This is a genomic window from Caballeronia sp. INML3B (genome assembly GCF_023631305.1).
Classification (GTDB): domain Bacteria; phylum Pseudomonadota; class Gammaproteobacteria; order Burkholderiales; family Burkholderiaceae; genus Caballeronia; species Caballeronia turbans.
Map to the genome: position 1 here is coordinate 226,462 of NZ_JALQDI010000015.1, position 16,333 is coordinate 242,794.

The following is a 16,333-nucleotide window of genomic DNA, read 5'->3' on the forward strand; positions in this document are numbered from 1 at the left end:
GAAAAAGCCGCGTTTTCGAGAAGAAAACGCGGCTTTTTTGCGTCTACGCGCCCGCTTTCAGATCGCGCAGGAAGTTGTCGCGCCAGACGGAGACGTTGTTGGCGCGAAGCTGCTGCATCATCTCGCCGTAGCGCGCCTTGCGTTCGTCGAGCGGCATCTCGAGCGCGGTGGCGAGCGCGTCGGCCATGCCGTCGATGTCGAGCGGATTGACGATGAGCGCGGCCGTCAGCTCGCGCGCCGCGCCCGCGAACTGCGACAGCACGAGCACGCCGGGATCGTCCGGATCCTGCGCAGAGACATACTCCTTCGCGACGAGATTCATGCCGTCGCGCAACGGCGTGACGAGGCCGACATGCGCCTCTCGGAACAGCGCGGCGAGCACCGGCCGCTCATACTGGCGATGGATATAGCGAATCGGCGTCCAGTCGAGCTCGGCATAGCGGCCGTTGATGCGGCCCGATTCCGCCTCGAGCTGGAAGCGCATGTCGCGATAGGCGTCGACATCGGAGCGTGTCGGCGGCGCGATCTGCAGGAACGACACGTTGTTGCGCTGATGCGAATCGTGCTCGATCAACCGCTCGAACGCGCGAAAACGTTCGACGAGGCCCTTCGAATAGTCCAGGCGATCGACGCTCATCACGAGCTTGCGATGGTGCAGCGTCGCCTTGACGATCTCGACGTCCCGCCCGCTTTCGCCGTCCTTCGCGAGCGCGGCGATCTCGTCGGGATAGACGCCGATCGGATACGCCGCCGCGCGAAGCGCATGGCCGAACGCGCGGACTTCGACCGGCTCGGCACCGTCGCGCCGCAGCGTGCCGCCCGTTTCCGTTTCGATGTATTCGCAAAACGCGCGCAGATCGGGCGCGGTCTGGAAGCCGAGCAGATCGAACGCGCAGAGCGCCTCCGCCAGCTCGCGATGGCGCGGCACGCTCAGCAGAATCTGCGGCGCCGGAAACGGAATATGCAGAAAGAAGCCGATGCGATTCTTCACGCCTAGCGCGCGCAGCGCCTGAGCGAACGGAATGAGGTGATAGTCGTGCACCCAGATCACATCGTCGGCTCTGAGCAGCGGCGCGAGCTGTTCGGCGAGCCAGCGGTTCACGCGGCAATAACCGTCGTATTCGTGGCGATCGAACTCGATCAGGTCCGGACGATAGTGAAACGCGGGCCACAACGTCGCGTTGGAAAAGCCGCGGTAGTACTGGTCGTAGTCGCGCCTCACGAGGCCGATGGTCGCGAAGGTCACCGGCCCGTGTTCTTCGAGCTTGATGCCCTCGGGATGAGACGCGAGCACGTCCCCGCTCCAGCCGAACCACATGCCGCCGGTTTCCTTCAGCGCGTCGTACACGCCGACTGCGAGACCGCCCGCTGCGGGGCCGCCTTCTGAAATCGGCGCGACGCGGTTCGAAACGATGATCAGCCGGCTCACGCGTGCTTCCCCGCCGTGCCCGCAATCACCTGCAACCAGTCCAGCAACAATTCGACCGATTCGATGCGCGCCCGCGCCACCGTCTCGCCCGGCCCGATCTTCACCGACAGCCCGTCGAACTCGTTGACGACCGCGAAGCCCTTCTCATCGGTGAGATCGTCGCCGATGAATACGGGCTTGCGGCCCGTGAACGGCGGCTCGCCCATGTAAGCGCGCACCGCGCGGCCCTTGTCGACGTCTTTCGGCTTGATCTCGTAGACCATCTTGCCCGGCTGCAGTACGTAGGCGTCCGCGTATTCAGCGACGAGCTTCTCCGTGGCCGCGCGCGCGGCCGGCTCGCGGTCGGGAGCGTTGCGGTAATGCAGCGCGAGTGCCGCGCCCTTGATTTCCAGCAACATGCCCGGATTCGCGTTGACGACCTTCTCGAGCGCGTGCTCCATGCGCAGCAGCCGCTCGTCGTTGAAACCGATGCGCTGGACGTCGCCGTTCGAATCGCGCCGTTCCGCGCCGTGCATGCCCGCGACGGGCAAGTCGGCCATCTGCAGGAACGAGTCGATATTGTCGATGCCGCGCCCCGACACGACCGCGACCGCGCCGTTGGTCGCGCGCCGGAGCGCTGCGAGGATGTCGGGCACCGAGCGCGGCACGAAGATGCCGTCGGGCGTGGAGGCGAGTTCGACGAGCGTGCCGTCGAAATCGAAGAAGAAAGCGGTCTCGGCAAGAGACAGGGAATCGGGAAGAGTGAGCATCGATCTTTGGCCTGTGGTTGCCTGTGATGTGGCGCGCGCCCGTTTCGAACGTCGCAATGCGTGCGCATCTTACCGCGCGAAAGCTTTCGTTTAAGAAAGGTCTTAGCTTACAGCCCTCGCCGTTGGTCCTTTCAGCGCGCCTGGGTCATGCGGCAAATCGTCTCAAAAATAGTCCGATCGCGACATGATGCGCTGGCGGCGCCGCGAAAGGCGTGTATTTTGCGACAGGAGTTCATACCGAATCATCCTGCAACGCACTTTCCGATGCACGCTTCGTTCCTCCATCCTCTCGCACGGTTCACGCGGCCCCGGCGCCTCATCGCCCTTCTTTCGCTGTGCGCGCTCGCCGCCTGCTCGAAGCCCGCCGAGCCGTGGCATCTGACCGATGTAGCGGGTCACTTGCCGGACCTGGACTTCTCGCTCGTCGACGATGCCGGCGCGCCCGTCACCGGACAGTCCTTCGCGGGCAAAACGACGCTCGTCTATTTCGGCTACACGCATTGCCCCGACGTCTGCCCCGAAACGATGGCGCGCCTCATGCAGGTGCTCCAGCGCGTGGGCGCGGACGCGGACAACACGCGCATCGTGTTCGTCTCGGTCGATCCGGCGCGCGATACGCCCGCACTCCTGCGCTCCTACGTGCGCGCCTTCGACGACAGGCATGCCGTCGGTCTGACAGGCACCGAACGCGCGATCGAATCGGTCGCGCAGCGTTATCGCATCGCGTATCAGATGGAAAAGCGCGACCCGAACGGCGAATACGAAGTCACGCATAGCTCGGCCGTCTATATCTTCGATGCCGCCGGCCACGCGCGCCTGCTCGCGACCGACCACGATTCCATCGACGCCATCGCGAACGATCTGAAGCGCGTGATTCACGCGAAGGACGCCTGACGATGACCACGCTTTTGTATTGGCTCGATCCGTGGGAGCCGTCACCGACGGTCGTGATCGCCGTGCTCGTCGCGGGGATGTTGTTCGCGCGCGGCGCCCGGCACGCGCGCGTGTCGATCTCGCGTCGCATTGCGTTCTGGTTCGGCCTGATCGCGCTCTATGTCGCGCTCCACACGCGGCTCGACTACTTCTTCGAGCATGAATTCTTCATGCATCGGCTGCAGCATCTGGTGCTGCATCATCTCGGGCCGTTCCTGATCGCTCTGTCGTATCCCGGTGCGGCATTGCGCGCGGGCGTTCCGTTCGCCTGGCGGCAACGCTGGCTGCGCCCGGCGCGCCGACCCGAGCCGCGCGCATGTTCTTCGATATCGTGTTCAATCCCGCGATCGCGGTCGCGCTGTTCGTCGGGCTGATCTACTTCTGGCTGCTTTCACCGATCCACTTCAAGGCGATGCTCGATTATCGGCTCTACCGCGTGATGAACTGGAGCATGGTGATCGACGGTCTGCTCTTCTGGTGGCTGATTCTCGATCCGCGTCCGGCGCCGCCCGCGCGGCTCGCGCCCGGCAGACGCATACTCGTCGTGATCGCCGCCATTCCGCCGCAGATTATCCTCGGCGCTTATATCTTCTTCACGCCGCACGAGTTGTATCCGATCTACTCCATCTGCGGCCGCGCGTTCACATGGATCACGCCGATGCGCGATCAGCAGATCGGCGGGCTCTTGCTATGGATTCCGGGATCGATGATGAGCGTCATCGGCGCACTGATCGCGCTGCGTCACTGGCTGCGGCTGTCGGCGCGCTCGCGGCTAAGGAAGGAACGTGTCGGACGCGGCGCGGGCGCGCCGCTCACCGGCCCGAAGGCCACGACATCATGATTCGAAGCCAGGACGGCGCATCCATACGTGCGGAATGCCGTCTTCATCATGCAGCCCCGACGACGGCACGAAGCCGAACGCGCCGTAGAAGCGTTGCAAATGCGCTTGCGCGTGCAGGCTGATCGGCTGATCGGGCCATTGCTTCAGGATGTGCTCGAGCGCGCGCTCGAGCATCGTGTTGCCGAGCTTCATCTTGCGAAACCTGGCGGTCGTCAGCACCCGGCCGATGCGCACGTGCTTCTCGCTTTCGTCTGGATGGCCCGGCAACAGCACGCGCAGATAGCCCGCGAGTGCGGGACGCTCGTCGGCCTTGCCGTATGCGAGGAGGTGCCACGCATCGAGATCGAGTCCGTCGATGTCGCCATACACGCAATTCTGCTCGACGACGAACACGGCGCTACGCGCGGCGAGCATGTCGTAGACCTCGGCGGTCGTCAGGTCGTCGAAGCGCTTCCAGCGCCATTCGAGTTGAGAGAGTGGATCGGTCATTGGCGTTCGTGTGGCGGAAGTATGGCAATTATGCCGTGTCGTGCCGCGACGGGCGGGACGCAGAATCGGCTGAATACCGGCGGGCCGAAAAGAAAAAAGCCCTGACGGATCAGGGCTTTTCAAGTGGAGGCGCGGACCGGAGTCGAACCGGTCTAAACGGCTTTGCAGGCCGCTGCATAACCGCTTTGCTACCGCGCCAAAAGCGGTTTTGGTGCATGCCGGCGATCATGCCGGCTGTGCCACCAAACAAAAAGGGAAGCTTGGCTTCCCCTTTGACTGGAGCGGGAGACGAGTCTCGAACTCGCGACCTCAACCTTGGCAAGGTTGCGCTCTACCAACTGAGCTACTCCCGCACTATCCTGCAACGCTAAACTGCCAGTTTCCGATGCCTCGCTGCGCTTGCCAATTCAGCGCCGATGACATCGAAACTTTCAAAATCTGGAGCGGGAGACGAGTCTCGAACTCGCGACCTCAACCTTGGCAAGGTTGCGCTCTACCAACTGAGCTACTCCCGCACTATCCTGCAACGCTAAACTGCCAGTTTCCGATGCCTCGCTGCGCTTGCCAATTCAGCGCCGATGACATCGAAACTTTCAAAATCTGGAGCGGGAGACGAGTCTCGAACTCGCGACCTCAACCTTGGCAAGGTTGCGCTCTACCAACTGAGCTACTCCCGCATTTGCTACTGCTCTCTTTTGCTCTCGTTTCGCTTGTTGCGTCGCGCCGTGCATCAGAGAAACGAGATTATGTAGAAGCCAAAGAGGGCTGTCAACTGTTTTGTGAGAGGAATTTATGGGTTCGACGCAATTTTTTGCAATGATCGCTACGATCCCTCACAGCATGCCGCCGCGCTCACGAATCTGAGGCCACGCGAGCTTCATGTAGTAGAGCATCGACCAGACGGTGAGAAACGCCGCGACGTAGATGAGCCACAAGCCCCACACGCGCGTGTCGATGATCCAGGGCGTGCCGGCGATCTTGAGCGGCCCGTAAAACAGCAGCATCGGAATGGCGACCATCTGGCATACGGTCTTGAACTTGCCGAGCTGATTCACCGCAACGCTCTTCGATGCGCCGATCTGCGCCATCCATTCGCGCAGCGCGGAAATCGTGATCTCGCGGCCGACGATGATGAGCGCGATCACCGCATTCAGCCGCGACAACTGCACGAGCACGAGCAGCGCGGCGGTGACCATCAGCTTGTCGGCGACCGGATCGAGGAACGCGCCGAACGAAGACGTCTGATTGAGCTTGCGCGCAAGAAAGCCGTCGAACCAGTCGGTGAGCGCCGCGAGTACGAAAATGATCATGCCGAGCAGGTTGCGATGCTCCGGGCTCATCATCATGTCCGGCAAATAGAACACGCCCACCACGAGTGGAATCAGCACGATTCGCAGCCACGTCAGGAAGATCGGTAGATTGAACGGCATGGGCGAAAGCGGTTGAGGGACGTGTAAGGAAGCCGACATTGTGCCGCGTCGACCCCGCGCTCACAAGGCGGCACGCCGTGCGGCAGGCGCTTGCGGCTCAATGCAACTGACGATAAATCTGCTGCGCCAGCGCCAGCGAAATGCCTTCGACGCTCGCCAGGTCTTCGACGCTCGCCGCCTGCACGCCGCGCAATCCGCCGAATCGCGAAAGCAGCCGCTGACGCCGTTTCGCACCGACGCCCTCCAGTTCTTCCAACCGCGATGTCTGGCGCGCTTTCGCCCGCTTCGCGCGCATGCCGGTGATGGCGAAGCGGTGCGCCTCGTCGCGGATCTGCGCGACGAGCATCAGCGCCGCGCTTTCCTTGCCGAGCTCGAGCGGAGCACGGCCATCGGCGAACACCAGCGTTTCGAGGCCCACCTTGCGCCCTTCCCCTTTCGCAACACCGACCAGCATGCCGTGATCCAGCCCGAGCTCCGAGAAAACTTGCCGCGCGATCTCGACCTGCCCTTTTCCGCCGTCGATCAGCACGATGTTGGGCAGCGTGCCGCCCGCAGCCACGGGTTCGGCGGCATCGGGCGTGACGTTGGGGTCGGCGGCATCGTCGGGTTGCAGGGTCGTCGCTTCGTCGTTTGCATTCGCGGCGGCCTGCGCGACCATCTTCTCGTAGCGGCGCGTGAGCACCTGGCGCATCGCGGCGTAGTCGTCGCCGGGCGTGATGCCGTTGATGTTGTAGCGCCGGTATTCGCCCGACTGCATCTTGTGATGGTGATACACGACGCACGATGCCTGCGTCGCCTCGCCCATCGTATGACTGATGTCGAAGCACTCGATGCGCAGTTGCGCGAGATCGTCCATCTCCATGGAAAGCGTCTGGGCAAGCGAGCGCGTGCGCGCCTGCTGCGACCCCTGCTCCGACAGAAGACGCGCGAGCGCGAGCTTTGCATTGTTTTCGGCCATGGAGAGCCACGCGCGCTTCTGTCCCTGCGGCTGACGCAGCAGCGTGACCTTGTGGCCCGCTTGTTCCATCAGCAGATCGACGAGCTCGCGGCTCGACGGCGCATGACTCACGACGAGCACCGGCGGCACGCGATTGCCGATGTAATGCTGCGCCATGAAGGCTTCGAGCACCTCGGATTCGAGCGCGCCTTCGCGCGGTTCAGGCTCGGCTTCGGCTTCGGCTTCAGATTCCAATGCGGCTTGCACCGTCTCGAGGCTCGTCTGCGTGAACGATTCGGCGGCCCGCGCATCCTGTTCGGCTGCCTGCACGATTGCTTCGACATCGGCGGGCGCTGCGTCGGCGGGCGTGGCGGGGGCCGCTTCCGCAACGTCGGCAAGCTCGGGCAGATCGTCTTCATCGTCCAGCGCCATCGCGCTTTCGACGTGCGCCGGGAAATACGCCTTGTCGCCGAGATGCCGCCCGCCGCGCACCATCGCGAGATTCACGCAGACCTTGCCGCCGAGCGCGACGACCGCGAGGATATCGACGTCGCTCTCGCCGCCGACTTCGATCGCCTGCTGATGGAGCACGGTCGACAGCGAGCTCATCTGATTGCGCACCGCCGCGGCCTGCTCGAACTTCAGATCGGCGGCGAACGCGTGCATCTTCTGTTCCAGTTCCTTCATCACTTCGCCCTGCCGCCCGAGCAAGAAGCGCGATGCGTTCGACACGTCGCGGGCGTAATCCTCTTCCGTGATGAGCCCCGTGCACGGCGCCGTGCAGCGCCCGATCTGATGCAGGAGGCACGGCCGCGTGCGGTTGCTGAAGACCGAGTCCTCGCAGGTGCGCAGCTGGAATACGCGCTGCAGGATCTGGATGCTCTCGCGCACCGCCCACGCGCTCGGAAACGGGCCGAAGTACTGGTTTTTCTTGTCGACCGCGCCGCGGTAGTAGGCCATGCGCGGAAACGTGTGGCCCGTGAGCTTGAGGAACGGATACGACTTGTCGTCGCGAAAAAGAATGTTGTAGCGCGGCGCGAGCGCCTTGATGAGATTGTTCTCGAGCAGCAGCGCTTCCGCTTCCGAACGCGTGACAGTCGTCTCGATCTTGCGGATGCGCGTCACCATCATCGCGATGCGCGGCGAATGCAGCGTCTTCGTGAAGTAGCTCGACACGCGCTTTTTCAGATTGCGCGCCTTGCCGACGTAGAGCACGTTGCCATCGCCGTCGTAATAGCGGTACACGCCGGGCAGATGCGGCAGTTGGGCGAGCGTCTTTTTCGGGTCGAAATCCGGTTGGGGGGCGTCGGTGTCAGTCATGCAGCAAGGGGGCGGAAAAGCATAGGCACGGCGGTGAGCCGTGCCGGGCGCGTTATCTGTCGGGTAGCCCGACTTTCTTGCGAAAGCCGGGCCCCCCGAGAACCGTACGTGCGAGTTTCCCCGCATACGGCTCAAATCTACAAACAAAGTTCTGTCTACGACAGAACCGGCTTAGTTACAACTAGTTTTCCAGCGTGCACTTGCCGGTGGCAGTGCGGGTGAAGCAGCGCCCGGTTGGACAAGGCGTCGGTGCCGCCATGCATCCGATATTCCAGATGATGGTCGTGCCAACCCGTTTCGTCCGTCAAGGCACAGCCACAATGCGCGCATAGCCCGCCTTGTGACAGATATAGCGCGGCCCACTGCTTTCGGTAACGCATCTGTTCCCACATGCGCCCCTGCCGCAAGGTCTCGCCATACTGCTCCCACTTCGGATCAAAAGGATTGAACTCGCCCTTGATCCTCGTGTGCCATTTGATAGCTGTACCGCTAAGCTGGTACAACTCATTCAGCCCCCAACTGCCGTCCTCGCGCTCCGTGCGAACGGCAAACACCCAATTCCGGGCACCGACAGAGTGAAAGTACTTCTGCTTCACCCATACAGCGCTCTTCTGCGGATGCCTCCGCTTCGACCACCGCCAGAGCTTCCGAAAAATCAGATGCTCCATCCGGCTGTACGTCTGCTTGGCCGAGACCGGATGGTGATACTGCGCCCATCCGCGCAACATCGGGTTCAGCAGTTGGACCAGAACCTCCTGCTTTACCGTTTTGTTGCCGCTGATCGTTTCCGCCACCTTGCGATAAAACGCTTGCGCGTTTTTCTTGCTCGGCTTGATGAGCAGCTTTCCCGAGTACTTCCGGAAATTCCACCCAAGGAAATCGAAGCCTTCATCAATGTGGGTGATCCGCGTTTTTGCCTCTGACAGTTGCAGGCCTCGAACAGCAAGGAATGCTTCCACCCAAGGCCTGACCTCGTTTTCCAGAATCTCTTTCGAGTCGCCGGTGATCACGAAGTCATCCGCGTATCGCACCACATTCACTTTCAGCTTCTTTGCCTTTGCGATCCCGAATTTCGCACCGAGGTGCGCAATCAGTTCACGCTCCAGCCCGTTCAGCGTCACGTTTGCCAGCGTCGGGGAGATGATGCCTCCCTGCGGCGTACCGGCCTCAGTCGCCTGTAGCTGCCCCTTGTAAATCAGGCCAGCCTTCAACCACTTTCGGAGAATTTCCCTGTCCATGGGGACATGGTTTTCCAGCCAATCGTGGTTGATGTGGTCAAAGCAGCCTTTGATATCCGCTTCCAGTACCCATCGGGACGAATTCCTCCGGGACGTGCAAGCTCGTACCTGACCCATAGCGTCAGCCGTTGAACGATTGATCCGGAACCCATACGAGTTCGGGTCGCTCGTCGACTCTGCTACCGGCTCCAAAGCCAGCAGATATAAGGCTTGCATCGCCCTGTCCCGCATGGTCGGAATGCCCAAAGGACGCTCCTTTCCATTGGCCTTGGGGATAAAAACTCTCCGTAATGGCAAAGGCTTATATCCGCGCCGCTTCAACCTGCCGATGGCTTCCCACCGGCTCTCAGGCGAGTCCCACAGTTCGCAATCGACTCCAGCCGTTCGCGCACCCTGGTTCTGCGTAACACGTCGTATCGCATACAGCTTCGCGGACAACGTGCGAGTCAGCATCCGTTGCAGGGCTTTCACCCTGCGCCAGTCACCTTCCCGCGTCGCCTTCGCAATTCGAATCTGCATCCCTCTCACGTTCCGCTCAACTTTCCGCCAATTGACGGCATTCCAGTTGACAGGCGCGTGGGAAAGCGCAGATCCGGTCTTTCGACCAGATACTTTCATGCTGCTCTCCTACTTGGAAAAAGTCCCCAGGCAGAAGGCGCATCTCCCCAGAGGGGCAGACACACCCCTCTAGGGAACAACAGACACCTCAATAGGAGCGCGTGCGCCCCTATCTCGGACAAACACCTCAGTACGGGCGCATGCACCCGTACCTGACCAAGTTACAGAGGGTAGTCAGCCGCCTTGCGACGGTAGACCAGACGGAAGTCTGCCCGCTTTCGCGTGGGATAATGTCTCAACCCCTATCCGTGCCATTACAGCCCGGCATTCGCTTTTTCCGTCCTCCCATACCCGCATGATCAACAACGTTCCTTACGGTCCGTCTGCCAGCCGTACAGCGCTGGCGACCATACGGGCTTACCACGTTCCCGGCATGTCACACGACTGACGTAGGTTCTGCCTATCCCCCGGTGGTGCTGTAACGACGTAGCCCAAATTCTAAGTGGGCTATCCGACCACGTACCGTTTTGGTTAGAGCCCGATGTTTCAAGCAGCTTTGGCTCCTCACTGGTAACGAGGTTTATCAGCAGTTCACTTACATTAACCTTATCAGCCAGCCTAGCTCCTCGACCCCCTCGCTGCTGGGAGTCTCCGAACAATCCCCTCACGGGAACGGTCCGCCCGATACCTCCGGGGGCTACATTGTCCGAGGAGCTTCACACCCCACCGTTGCCAGTGACGCATGTCCTCGTAGGCTACTGCTGGTCGTACAGCAGGTTCACTGCCCTCCCCCAAACTGCAGGTCGGGCCGAACAATGACATCCCGAGCTTTCGCTCGTATCGTGTAGCGGGTTCACCACACTAGGCGGCGAACGCTGCAAACAACACTCCGCTTTGTCAGCGGAAGTGAAGCCGCTGACTGGGCGGAATCTGGTGATAACCAGACTAATGCAACACGTTTCACGGCCAAGCTGCACCGCGGTTCGTTCCATCCAGGAGTGGCCGAAACCACCCCTACTACAAGGGCGCGGCCCACAAGGGGGCCGCCTGCGGAGGGTAGAGCGACCAAAACCGAAGTCTCAGGCGATATCCCTCTAGTCGATGCCTCTTAACGCGAGGCCCACGGACACGAGCGTGCGTGTCGCACTAGAATCGCCAGTTTAGAACATTACGCCGCGCGCCTTCGTCCTCATGACTACCCATCCCGCCGCCCCGGAACTCGCCTGCGACATCTTCTGCGCGGTGGTCGACAATTTCGGCGACATCGGCGTCTGCTGGCGTCTCGCGCGCCAGTTGCACGCGGAGCACGGCTGGCGCGTGCGTCTTTGCGTCGACGATCTGCAGGTCTTTCATGCGCTCTGCCCGGAGGTCGACGCAACACTTTCGCGTCAGGATGCGATGGGGGTCACGATCGAGCACTGGCACGACCCATCGCACGCGGGCGACACGCTCGCCATTCCGGATGTCGTGATCGAGGCGTTCGCGTGCGAGCTGCCGCACGCGTACATCGCCGCGATGGCGCGCCGCGACCCGAAGCCCGTCTGGATCAATCTCGAATACCTGAGCGGCGAGGACTGGGTCGCGGATTTCCACCTGCGGCCGTCTCCGCACCCGCGCTATCCGCTCGACAAGAGCTTCTTTTTCCCGGGCCTCGGCAAGGGCACGGGCGGCGTGCTGAAGGAGCGCAATCTTGATACGCGCCGCGAGCAGTTCGATGCCGATGTCTGGTGGCGCGAGCGAGTCGACGTCGAGCGGCCGGGCGACGGTGAAACGGTCGTGTCCCTCTTCGCCTATGAAAATCCGGCGGTCGACGCGCTTCTCGCGCAATGGCGCGACGGCGATGCGCCAGTCGTCCTGCTCGTGCCTGAAGGCCGCGTTTCCGGCGCACTCGCGCGGTTTTTCGGCCTGCCCAGGTTCGCGGCCGGCATGTCGGCGCGCGCGGGCGCGCTGCGGGCGCACGCGCTCGGCTTCGTCGAGCAGCCTCGCTTCGACGAACTGCTCTGGGCCGCCGACATCAACTTCGTGCGAGGCGAGGATTCCTTCGTGCGTGCCCAATGGGCGAACAAGCCGTTCGTCTGGCATATCTACCCGCAAGCCGACGACGCCCACGTGCCGAAGCTCGACGCCGCCCTCGCGCATTACACGCGCACGCTCGACCCGTCCGCCCGCGACGCCGTCGCGCGTTTCTGGCACGCGTGGAACGGCGCGGGCGTGCCGGACTGGGCCGATTTCTGGCGTCATCGAGCGAAGCTGGAGACGTGCGCGGCGCGTTGGGCGAAGGAACTGGCGGGCGTCGGCGATCTGGCGGGCAATCTCGTCGCACATGTTGCGTCGCGCCTCGTGCGATGAGCATCGCGTCGCGCGTTCCAAGGCGCGCCATGCGACTGGCCAAATAAGCAAAAACTCAGTTAAAATAAGCGGTTATCCGAGGAAGCAGGTCGCAGTTCCAGCATTTCGCCGCATGGGCCGGCTCAAACGCAAGTCCCTCCCTCGTTAGCAGAACTCTCGCACGGCGGCGGCAAAATACCGGCAGCGCCGCCGTCCGATCGATTCATTCCAGGCATTCAAGCCAAATCCTTTCGTACAGGACCTAGTTTTATGAAGACCGCACAAGAACTCCGCGTCGGCAACGTCGTCATGATCGGCAACGATGCCATGGTCGTGCAGCGCGCCGAGTACAACAAATCGGGCCGCAACGCCGCGGTCGTGAAGATGAAGTTCAAGAACCTGCTGACGGCAGCCGGCATGGAAACCGTCTACAAGGCGGACGACAAATTCGACGTCGTCGTGCTCGACCGCAAGGAAGTGACGTACTCGTACTTCGCGGACCCGATGTACGTCTTCATGGACGCTGACTACAACCAGTTCGAAGTCGAAGCCGAAATGATGGGCGACGCGCTCAACTACCTCGAAGACGGCATGGCGTGCGAAGTCGTGTTCTACAACGAGAAGGCCATCTCGGTCGAACTGCCGACCACGCTGGTTCGCGAAATCGTCTACACCGAACCGGCCGTCAAGGGCGACACGTCGTCGGGCAAGGTCCTGAAGAACGCCAAGCTGAACACCGGTTTCGAGCTGCAAGTGCCGCTCTTCTGCAACATCGGCGACAAGATCGAAATCGACACCCGCACGAACGAATACCGCAGCCGCGCGTAAGCCTCGCGCAACTGCATCGTTAGCTGAGCGGTGCAAAAACGCGTCGCCGCCCAGCAGCAAAAAAGCGCCCCATCGCGGGCGCTTTTTCTTTTGCATGAATTTTTTGACAAATTCAGGCAAACTTTACCGGTCGCGCCCCCTTTAGGCTCGATTGCGATCAAATGAAGTATCCGCGAAAGGTCTGCGGGAAGCGCTTCCATCGGAAAAAATAACTGCGTGGCACGATTTCTGCTCGAACGTGCAAATCCAGATTTCAGAACCGACATGCCAAGCACGCCTTTCATCCGAAGCCGGTTTCTGGTCGTCGCGGCGCTCGCATTGCCCGCGTTCGCTTTCACCGCCGGCTGCAAGTCCAGCCCGGCGACATCAGCGAACACGAACGGGGCCAGCGAGATCATCACCGACGACGCTGCGCTTGCCGCTCGTGTGAAAGCCGCGCTCGTCGCGGACCCGGAACTGAAAGTCTTGCCGATGAGCGTCGCGACGTATCGCGGCGTCGTGCAGTTGTCGGGGTATGTGGATTCGGAGGTACAGATTCAGAAAGCGCTCGCCGTGACGCGAGGCGTACCGGGCGTGCAATCCGTCAGCAACGAATTGCATCTCAGGTCGCAATGACGCGCTCGCACACGAGATGAAGAACGAGTAACGCAGGACGAAAACCGCAGCGGGCTACGCGCCAGACGCCGGAACGAGGCGCCGTTGCCCGCCCACGACTCGCCGGATCCTACGCGGAGACGGCGCACTACAGTCCACTTTGATACGTTGGTTCGCCATGCCACACGCACTGATTGTCGAAGACGATCCCAATAGCCTCTCCGGCCTGTCCGCGATCCTCACGGCAGACGGCTTTTCCGTCGATACCGCCACGACGCTCGCCGAAGCGCGCTCCGCGCTGACCCGCTTCATCCCGGATGTCGTGCTGATCGACCTGAATCTTCCGGACGGCTCCGGCCTCGACCTCCTGCCGAGCTTGCCGTCGCAACCGCCCGATGGCGCACTGCCCGTCATCGTGATGACCGGCAACGCGACGGTCGAAAGCGCAATCGAAGGCCTGCGGCACGGCATCTGGGACTACCTGCTGAAACCGGTGAACATTCCGCGCTTGCGCAGCCTGCTCGCGCGCATTCCGAGGCCGTACGAGCTCACCGAGGAAGTCCAGTCGCTGCGCTCGACGCTGCGCGAGCTGGGCCACTTCGGCGACATGATCGGCCGCAGCGCCGCGATGCAGCACGTCTACGATCTGATCGAGCACACTGCGCCGACGGAAGCCGCCGTGCTGATCTGCGGCGAGCCGGGCACCGGCAAGAAGATCGCCGCACGCACGATCCATCAATTGAGCCGCCGGCGCAAAGGCCCGTTCGTCACCTTCGACTGCTCCGCGAGCCGCAACGGCGACGGCTCGCAGCGTTCGATGGAAAGCGTCCTCTTCGGCCACGAACGCAACGCATTCGCCGGCGCGGAGAACCGCGAGCCGGGCCTGCTCGAACAGGCGGGCGGCGGCACGCTTTTCCTCGATCAGATCGATTCGCTGCCGGCCGCGCAGCAGGAAGCGCTCTTGCGCGCGCTCGATTCGCAGACGTTCATGCGCGTGGGCGGCAGCAACCGCATCATGACGGACTTCCGGCTGATCGCCGCCTCCCGCTTGCCGATGCGCGAGGCGGTCGCGAGCGGCGCAATGCGCGAGGATCTGTTTCAGCGGCTGTCGGCGTCGTCGATCGTGCTGCCGCCGTTGCGCGATCGCGACGACGACATCGCACTCATCGCGGAGACGCTCGTCGATGAACTGAACCGCGAGAACCACATCGCCGGGATCACGAGCGGGTCGCCGAAGCGGATCAGTCCGGCTTTCATTCGAGAGTGCATCGCGAGCGAATGGCCGGGCAACGTGCGCGAAATGCGCGAGCGCGTGCGGCGCGCGTATCACGCGTCAGGCGAGACGATCGAAACGCTGCGCGTCGATGAGCCGGGCGGTCTCGGCGGACGCGGCCTGAACGGCAGCAGCGTGCAGGTGACGGTCGGCACGGCACTCGCGGACGTCGAGGACATGCTGATCCGCGCGACGCTCGAAGCGGTCGGCGGCACGCGCCATCGCGCGGCGACGCTGCTCGGCATCAGCCCGAAGACGCTCTACAACAAGCTCCAGCGGATGAAGCTGGAATCGTCGTGATTCACGACGATTCCAGAAGCAAAGCGCCACGATTCAGGTCGTGGCGTTTTCGTTTTAGCCGAGCGTCTCTTTGACGAGCGAGCGCGCTGCCTGATAGTCGGCCTGCGCCTGCAGCTTGCTCCAGCGCAACGCCTTGCCGCGCGGACGCATCTGCCTCAGGCGCTGTTCGGATGCCTTCGGCGGCGTATAGCGCAACTGTTCCAGCACCTTGCCCGCCTCCTCCGGCTGATTGCAGATCAGCACCATGTCGCAGCCCGCGCTCAGCGCGGCGGTTGCCGCTTCGGTGAGCGTGCCGCCCGCGCGGGCGGCTTCCATCGACAGATCGTCGCTGAAGATCGCGCCGGTGAAGCCAAGCTTGCCGCGCAGGATGTCCTGCAGCCAGATGCGCGAGAAGCCAGCGGGTTTATCGTCGACCTGCGTGTAGATGACGTGCGCCGGAATCACCGATGACAGCGACATGCCGAGCCAGTCATACGGGCGCACGTCGGTGTCGAGGATTTCTTCGAGCGGGCGATCGTCGGTCGGCAGCGCGACGTGCGAATCGGCTTCAGCGAAACCGTGACCCGGAAAGTGCTTGCCGCAATTCGCCATGCCGGCGAGCGCGAGGCCGTGATTCAGGCTCTTCGCGAGCATCGTCACGACGCGCGGATCGCTATGCAGCGCACGATCGCCGATGACTTTGGACTGTCCGTAATTCAGATCGAGCACCGGCGTAAAGCTCATGTCGATGCCGCACGCGCGCAACTCCGCCGCGAGCACGTAGCCGAACGCGGTCGCGGTTTTCGTCGCGGCCAGTACGTCGCGGTCCCAAAGCTCGCCGAGTTTGCCCGGCGCGGGCAGCGCTGTGAAGCCGTCCGTGCGAAAGCGCTGCACGCGCCCGCCCTCGTGATCGACAGCGATCAGGATATCGTCGCGTACCGCGCGGATCGCATCCGTCAGCGCGACGAGCTGCGCGCGGTTTTCGAAATGTCGCGCGAACAGAATGATGCCGCCCGTCATCGGATGCGTGAGGCGCTCGATATCCGCGTCGTTCAGCGTCGTGCCGGCGACGTCGAACATGACGGGCCCGGGAGTGCGTTTCATCGG

The 16,333-nt window shown here is 62.6% G+C and carries 12 protein-coding genes, 4 tRNA genes and 1 pseudogene; 6 read left to right on the forward strand and 11 right to left on the reverse strand.

Translation table 11 applies throughout. The features are described 5' to 3' along the window. Nucleotides 1–43: 43 nt before the first annotated feature. Together otsA and otsB are read right to left on the reverse strand one after the other, a co-directional pair. Nucleotides 44–1,429, reverse strand: coding sequence for an alpha,alpha-trehalose-phosphate synthase (UDP-forming) (gene otsA / locus NCS58_RS10155; protein WP_250476874.1), 1,386 nt, complete (start codon nt 1,427–1,429; stop codon nt 44–46). Further along, nucleotides 1,426–2,178 carry a trehalose-phosphatase gene (gene otsB, locus NCS58_RS10160; RefSeq protein WP_061120990.1) on the reverse strand — a complete coding sequence of 251 codons (753 nt, stop codon included), beginning with the start codon at nt 2,176–2,178 and terminating at the stop codon, nt 1,426–1,428. The genes otsA and otsB overlap by 4 nt, the downstream gene beginning before the upstream one ends. Nucleotides 2,179–2,442: 264 nt before the next feature. Here otsB and NCS58_RS10165 point away from each other — a divergent pair, with 264 nt between their 5' ends. Then, nucleotides 2,443–3,072, forward strand: coding sequence for an SCO family protein (locus NCS58_RS10165; RefSeq protein ID WP_061120991.1), 630 nt, complete (start codon nt 2,443–2,445; stop codon nt 3,070–3,072). A gap of 2 nt (nt 3,073–3,074) precedes the next feature. Beyond that, nucleotides 3,075–3,952, forward strand: a pseudogene (locus NCS58_RS10170) (cytochrome c oxidase assembly protein). On the opposite strand, the gene NCS58_RS10175 reads toward NCS58_RS10170, so the two are convergent. The 8 genes from NCS58_RS10175 to ltrA form a co-directional block, all read right to left on the reverse strand. After that, nucleotides 3,947–4,441 (reverse strand): GNAT family N-acetyltransferase, encoded by a 495-nt coding sequence (locus tag NCS58_RS10175; RefSeq protein WP_061120993.1) that lies wholly within the window; start codon nt 4,439–4,441, stop codon nt 3,947–3,949. The pseudogene NCS58_RS10170 and the gene NCS58_RS10175 overlap by 6 nt on opposite strands. A gap of 124 nt (nt 4,442–4,565) precedes the next feature. Next, nucleotides 4,566–4,639 (reverse strand) — tRNA-Cys (locus NCS58_RS10180). 79 nt (nt 4,640–4,718) lie between these two features. After that, nucleotides 4,719–4,794, reverse strand: a tRNA-Gly gene (locus NCS58_RS10185). A gap of 86 nt (nt 4,795–4,880) precedes the next feature. Beyond that, nucleotides 4,881–4,956 (reverse strand) — tRNA-Gly (locus NCS58_RS10190). 86 nt (nt 4,957–5,042) lie between these two features. Then, nucleotides 5,043–5,118, reverse strand: a tRNA-Gly gene (locus NCS58_RS10195). Between the two features lie 156 nt (nt 5,119–5,274). Then, a complete protein-coding gene (gene pgsA / locus NCS58_RS10200; RefSeq protein ID WP_061120994.1) occupies nt 5,275–5,871 on the reverse strand; it encodes a CDP-diacylglycerol--glycerol-3-phosphate 3-phosphatidyltransferase in 597 nt (198 codons plus the stop codon). Between the two features lie 97 nt (nt 5,872–5,968). Further along, nucleotides 5,969–8,128, reverse strand: coding sequence for an excinuclease ABC subunit UvrC (gene uvrC / locus NCS58_RS10205; protein ID WP_250538373.1), 2,160 nt, complete (start codon nt 8,126–8,128; stop codon nt 5,969–5,971). 155 nt (nt 8,129–8,283) lie between these two features. Continuing rightward, nucleotides 8,284–9,984: a group II intron reverse transcriptase/maturase gene (gene ltrA, locus NCS58_RS10210; RefSeq protein ID WP_250490118.1), complete on the reverse strand. Its 1,701-nt coding sequence runs from the start codon at nt 9,982–9,984 to the stop codon at nt 8,284–8,286. A 1,131-nt stretch (nt 9,985–11,115) separates the two neighbouring features. On the opposite strand from ltrA, the gene earP reads away from it, so the two are divergent. The 4 genes from earP (at nt 11,116) to NCS58_RS10230 (ending at nt 15,247) form a co-directional block, all read left to right on the forward strand. After that, nucleotides 11,116–12,273, forward strand: a complete 1,158-nt coding sequence (gene earP, locus NCS58_RS10215; RefSeq protein ID WP_250538374.1) for an elongation factor P maturation arginine rhamnosyltransferase EarP — start codon at nt 11,116–11,118, stop codon at nt 12,271–12,273. 249 nt (nt 12,274–12,522) lie between these two features. Then, on the forward strand, nt 12,523–13,080 hold the full coding sequence (efp, locus tag NCS58_RS10220) for an elongation factor P (RefSeq protein WP_061120998.1): 558 nt from the start codon (nt 12,523–12,525) through the stop codon (nt 13,078–13,080). Between the two features lie 264 nt (nt 13,081–13,344). Then, nucleotides 13,345–13,695, forward strand: a complete 351-nt coding sequence (locus NCS58_RS10225) for a BON domain-containing protein (protein WP_061120553.1) — start codon at nt 13,345–13,347, stop codon at nt 13,693–13,695. A gap of 157 nt (nt 13,696–13,852) precedes the next feature. After that, nucleotides 13,853–15,247, forward strand: coding sequence for a sigma-54 dependent transcriptional regulator (locus NCS58_RS10230; RefSeq protein ID WP_061120552.1), 1,395 nt, complete (start codon nt 13,853–13,855; stop codon nt 15,245–15,247). A 54-nt stretch (nt 15,248–15,301) separates the two neighbouring features. On the opposite strand, the gene nagZ is transcribed toward NCS58_RS10230, so the two are convergent. Further along, complete coding sequence (gene nagZ / locus NCS58_RS10235; RefSeq protein WP_250476881.1) at nt 15,302–16,330, reverse strand: beta-N-acetylhexosaminidase; 1,029 nt, start codon at nt 16,328–16,330, stop codon at nt 15,302–15,304. Nucleotides 16,331–16,333: the final 3 nt, after the last annotated feature.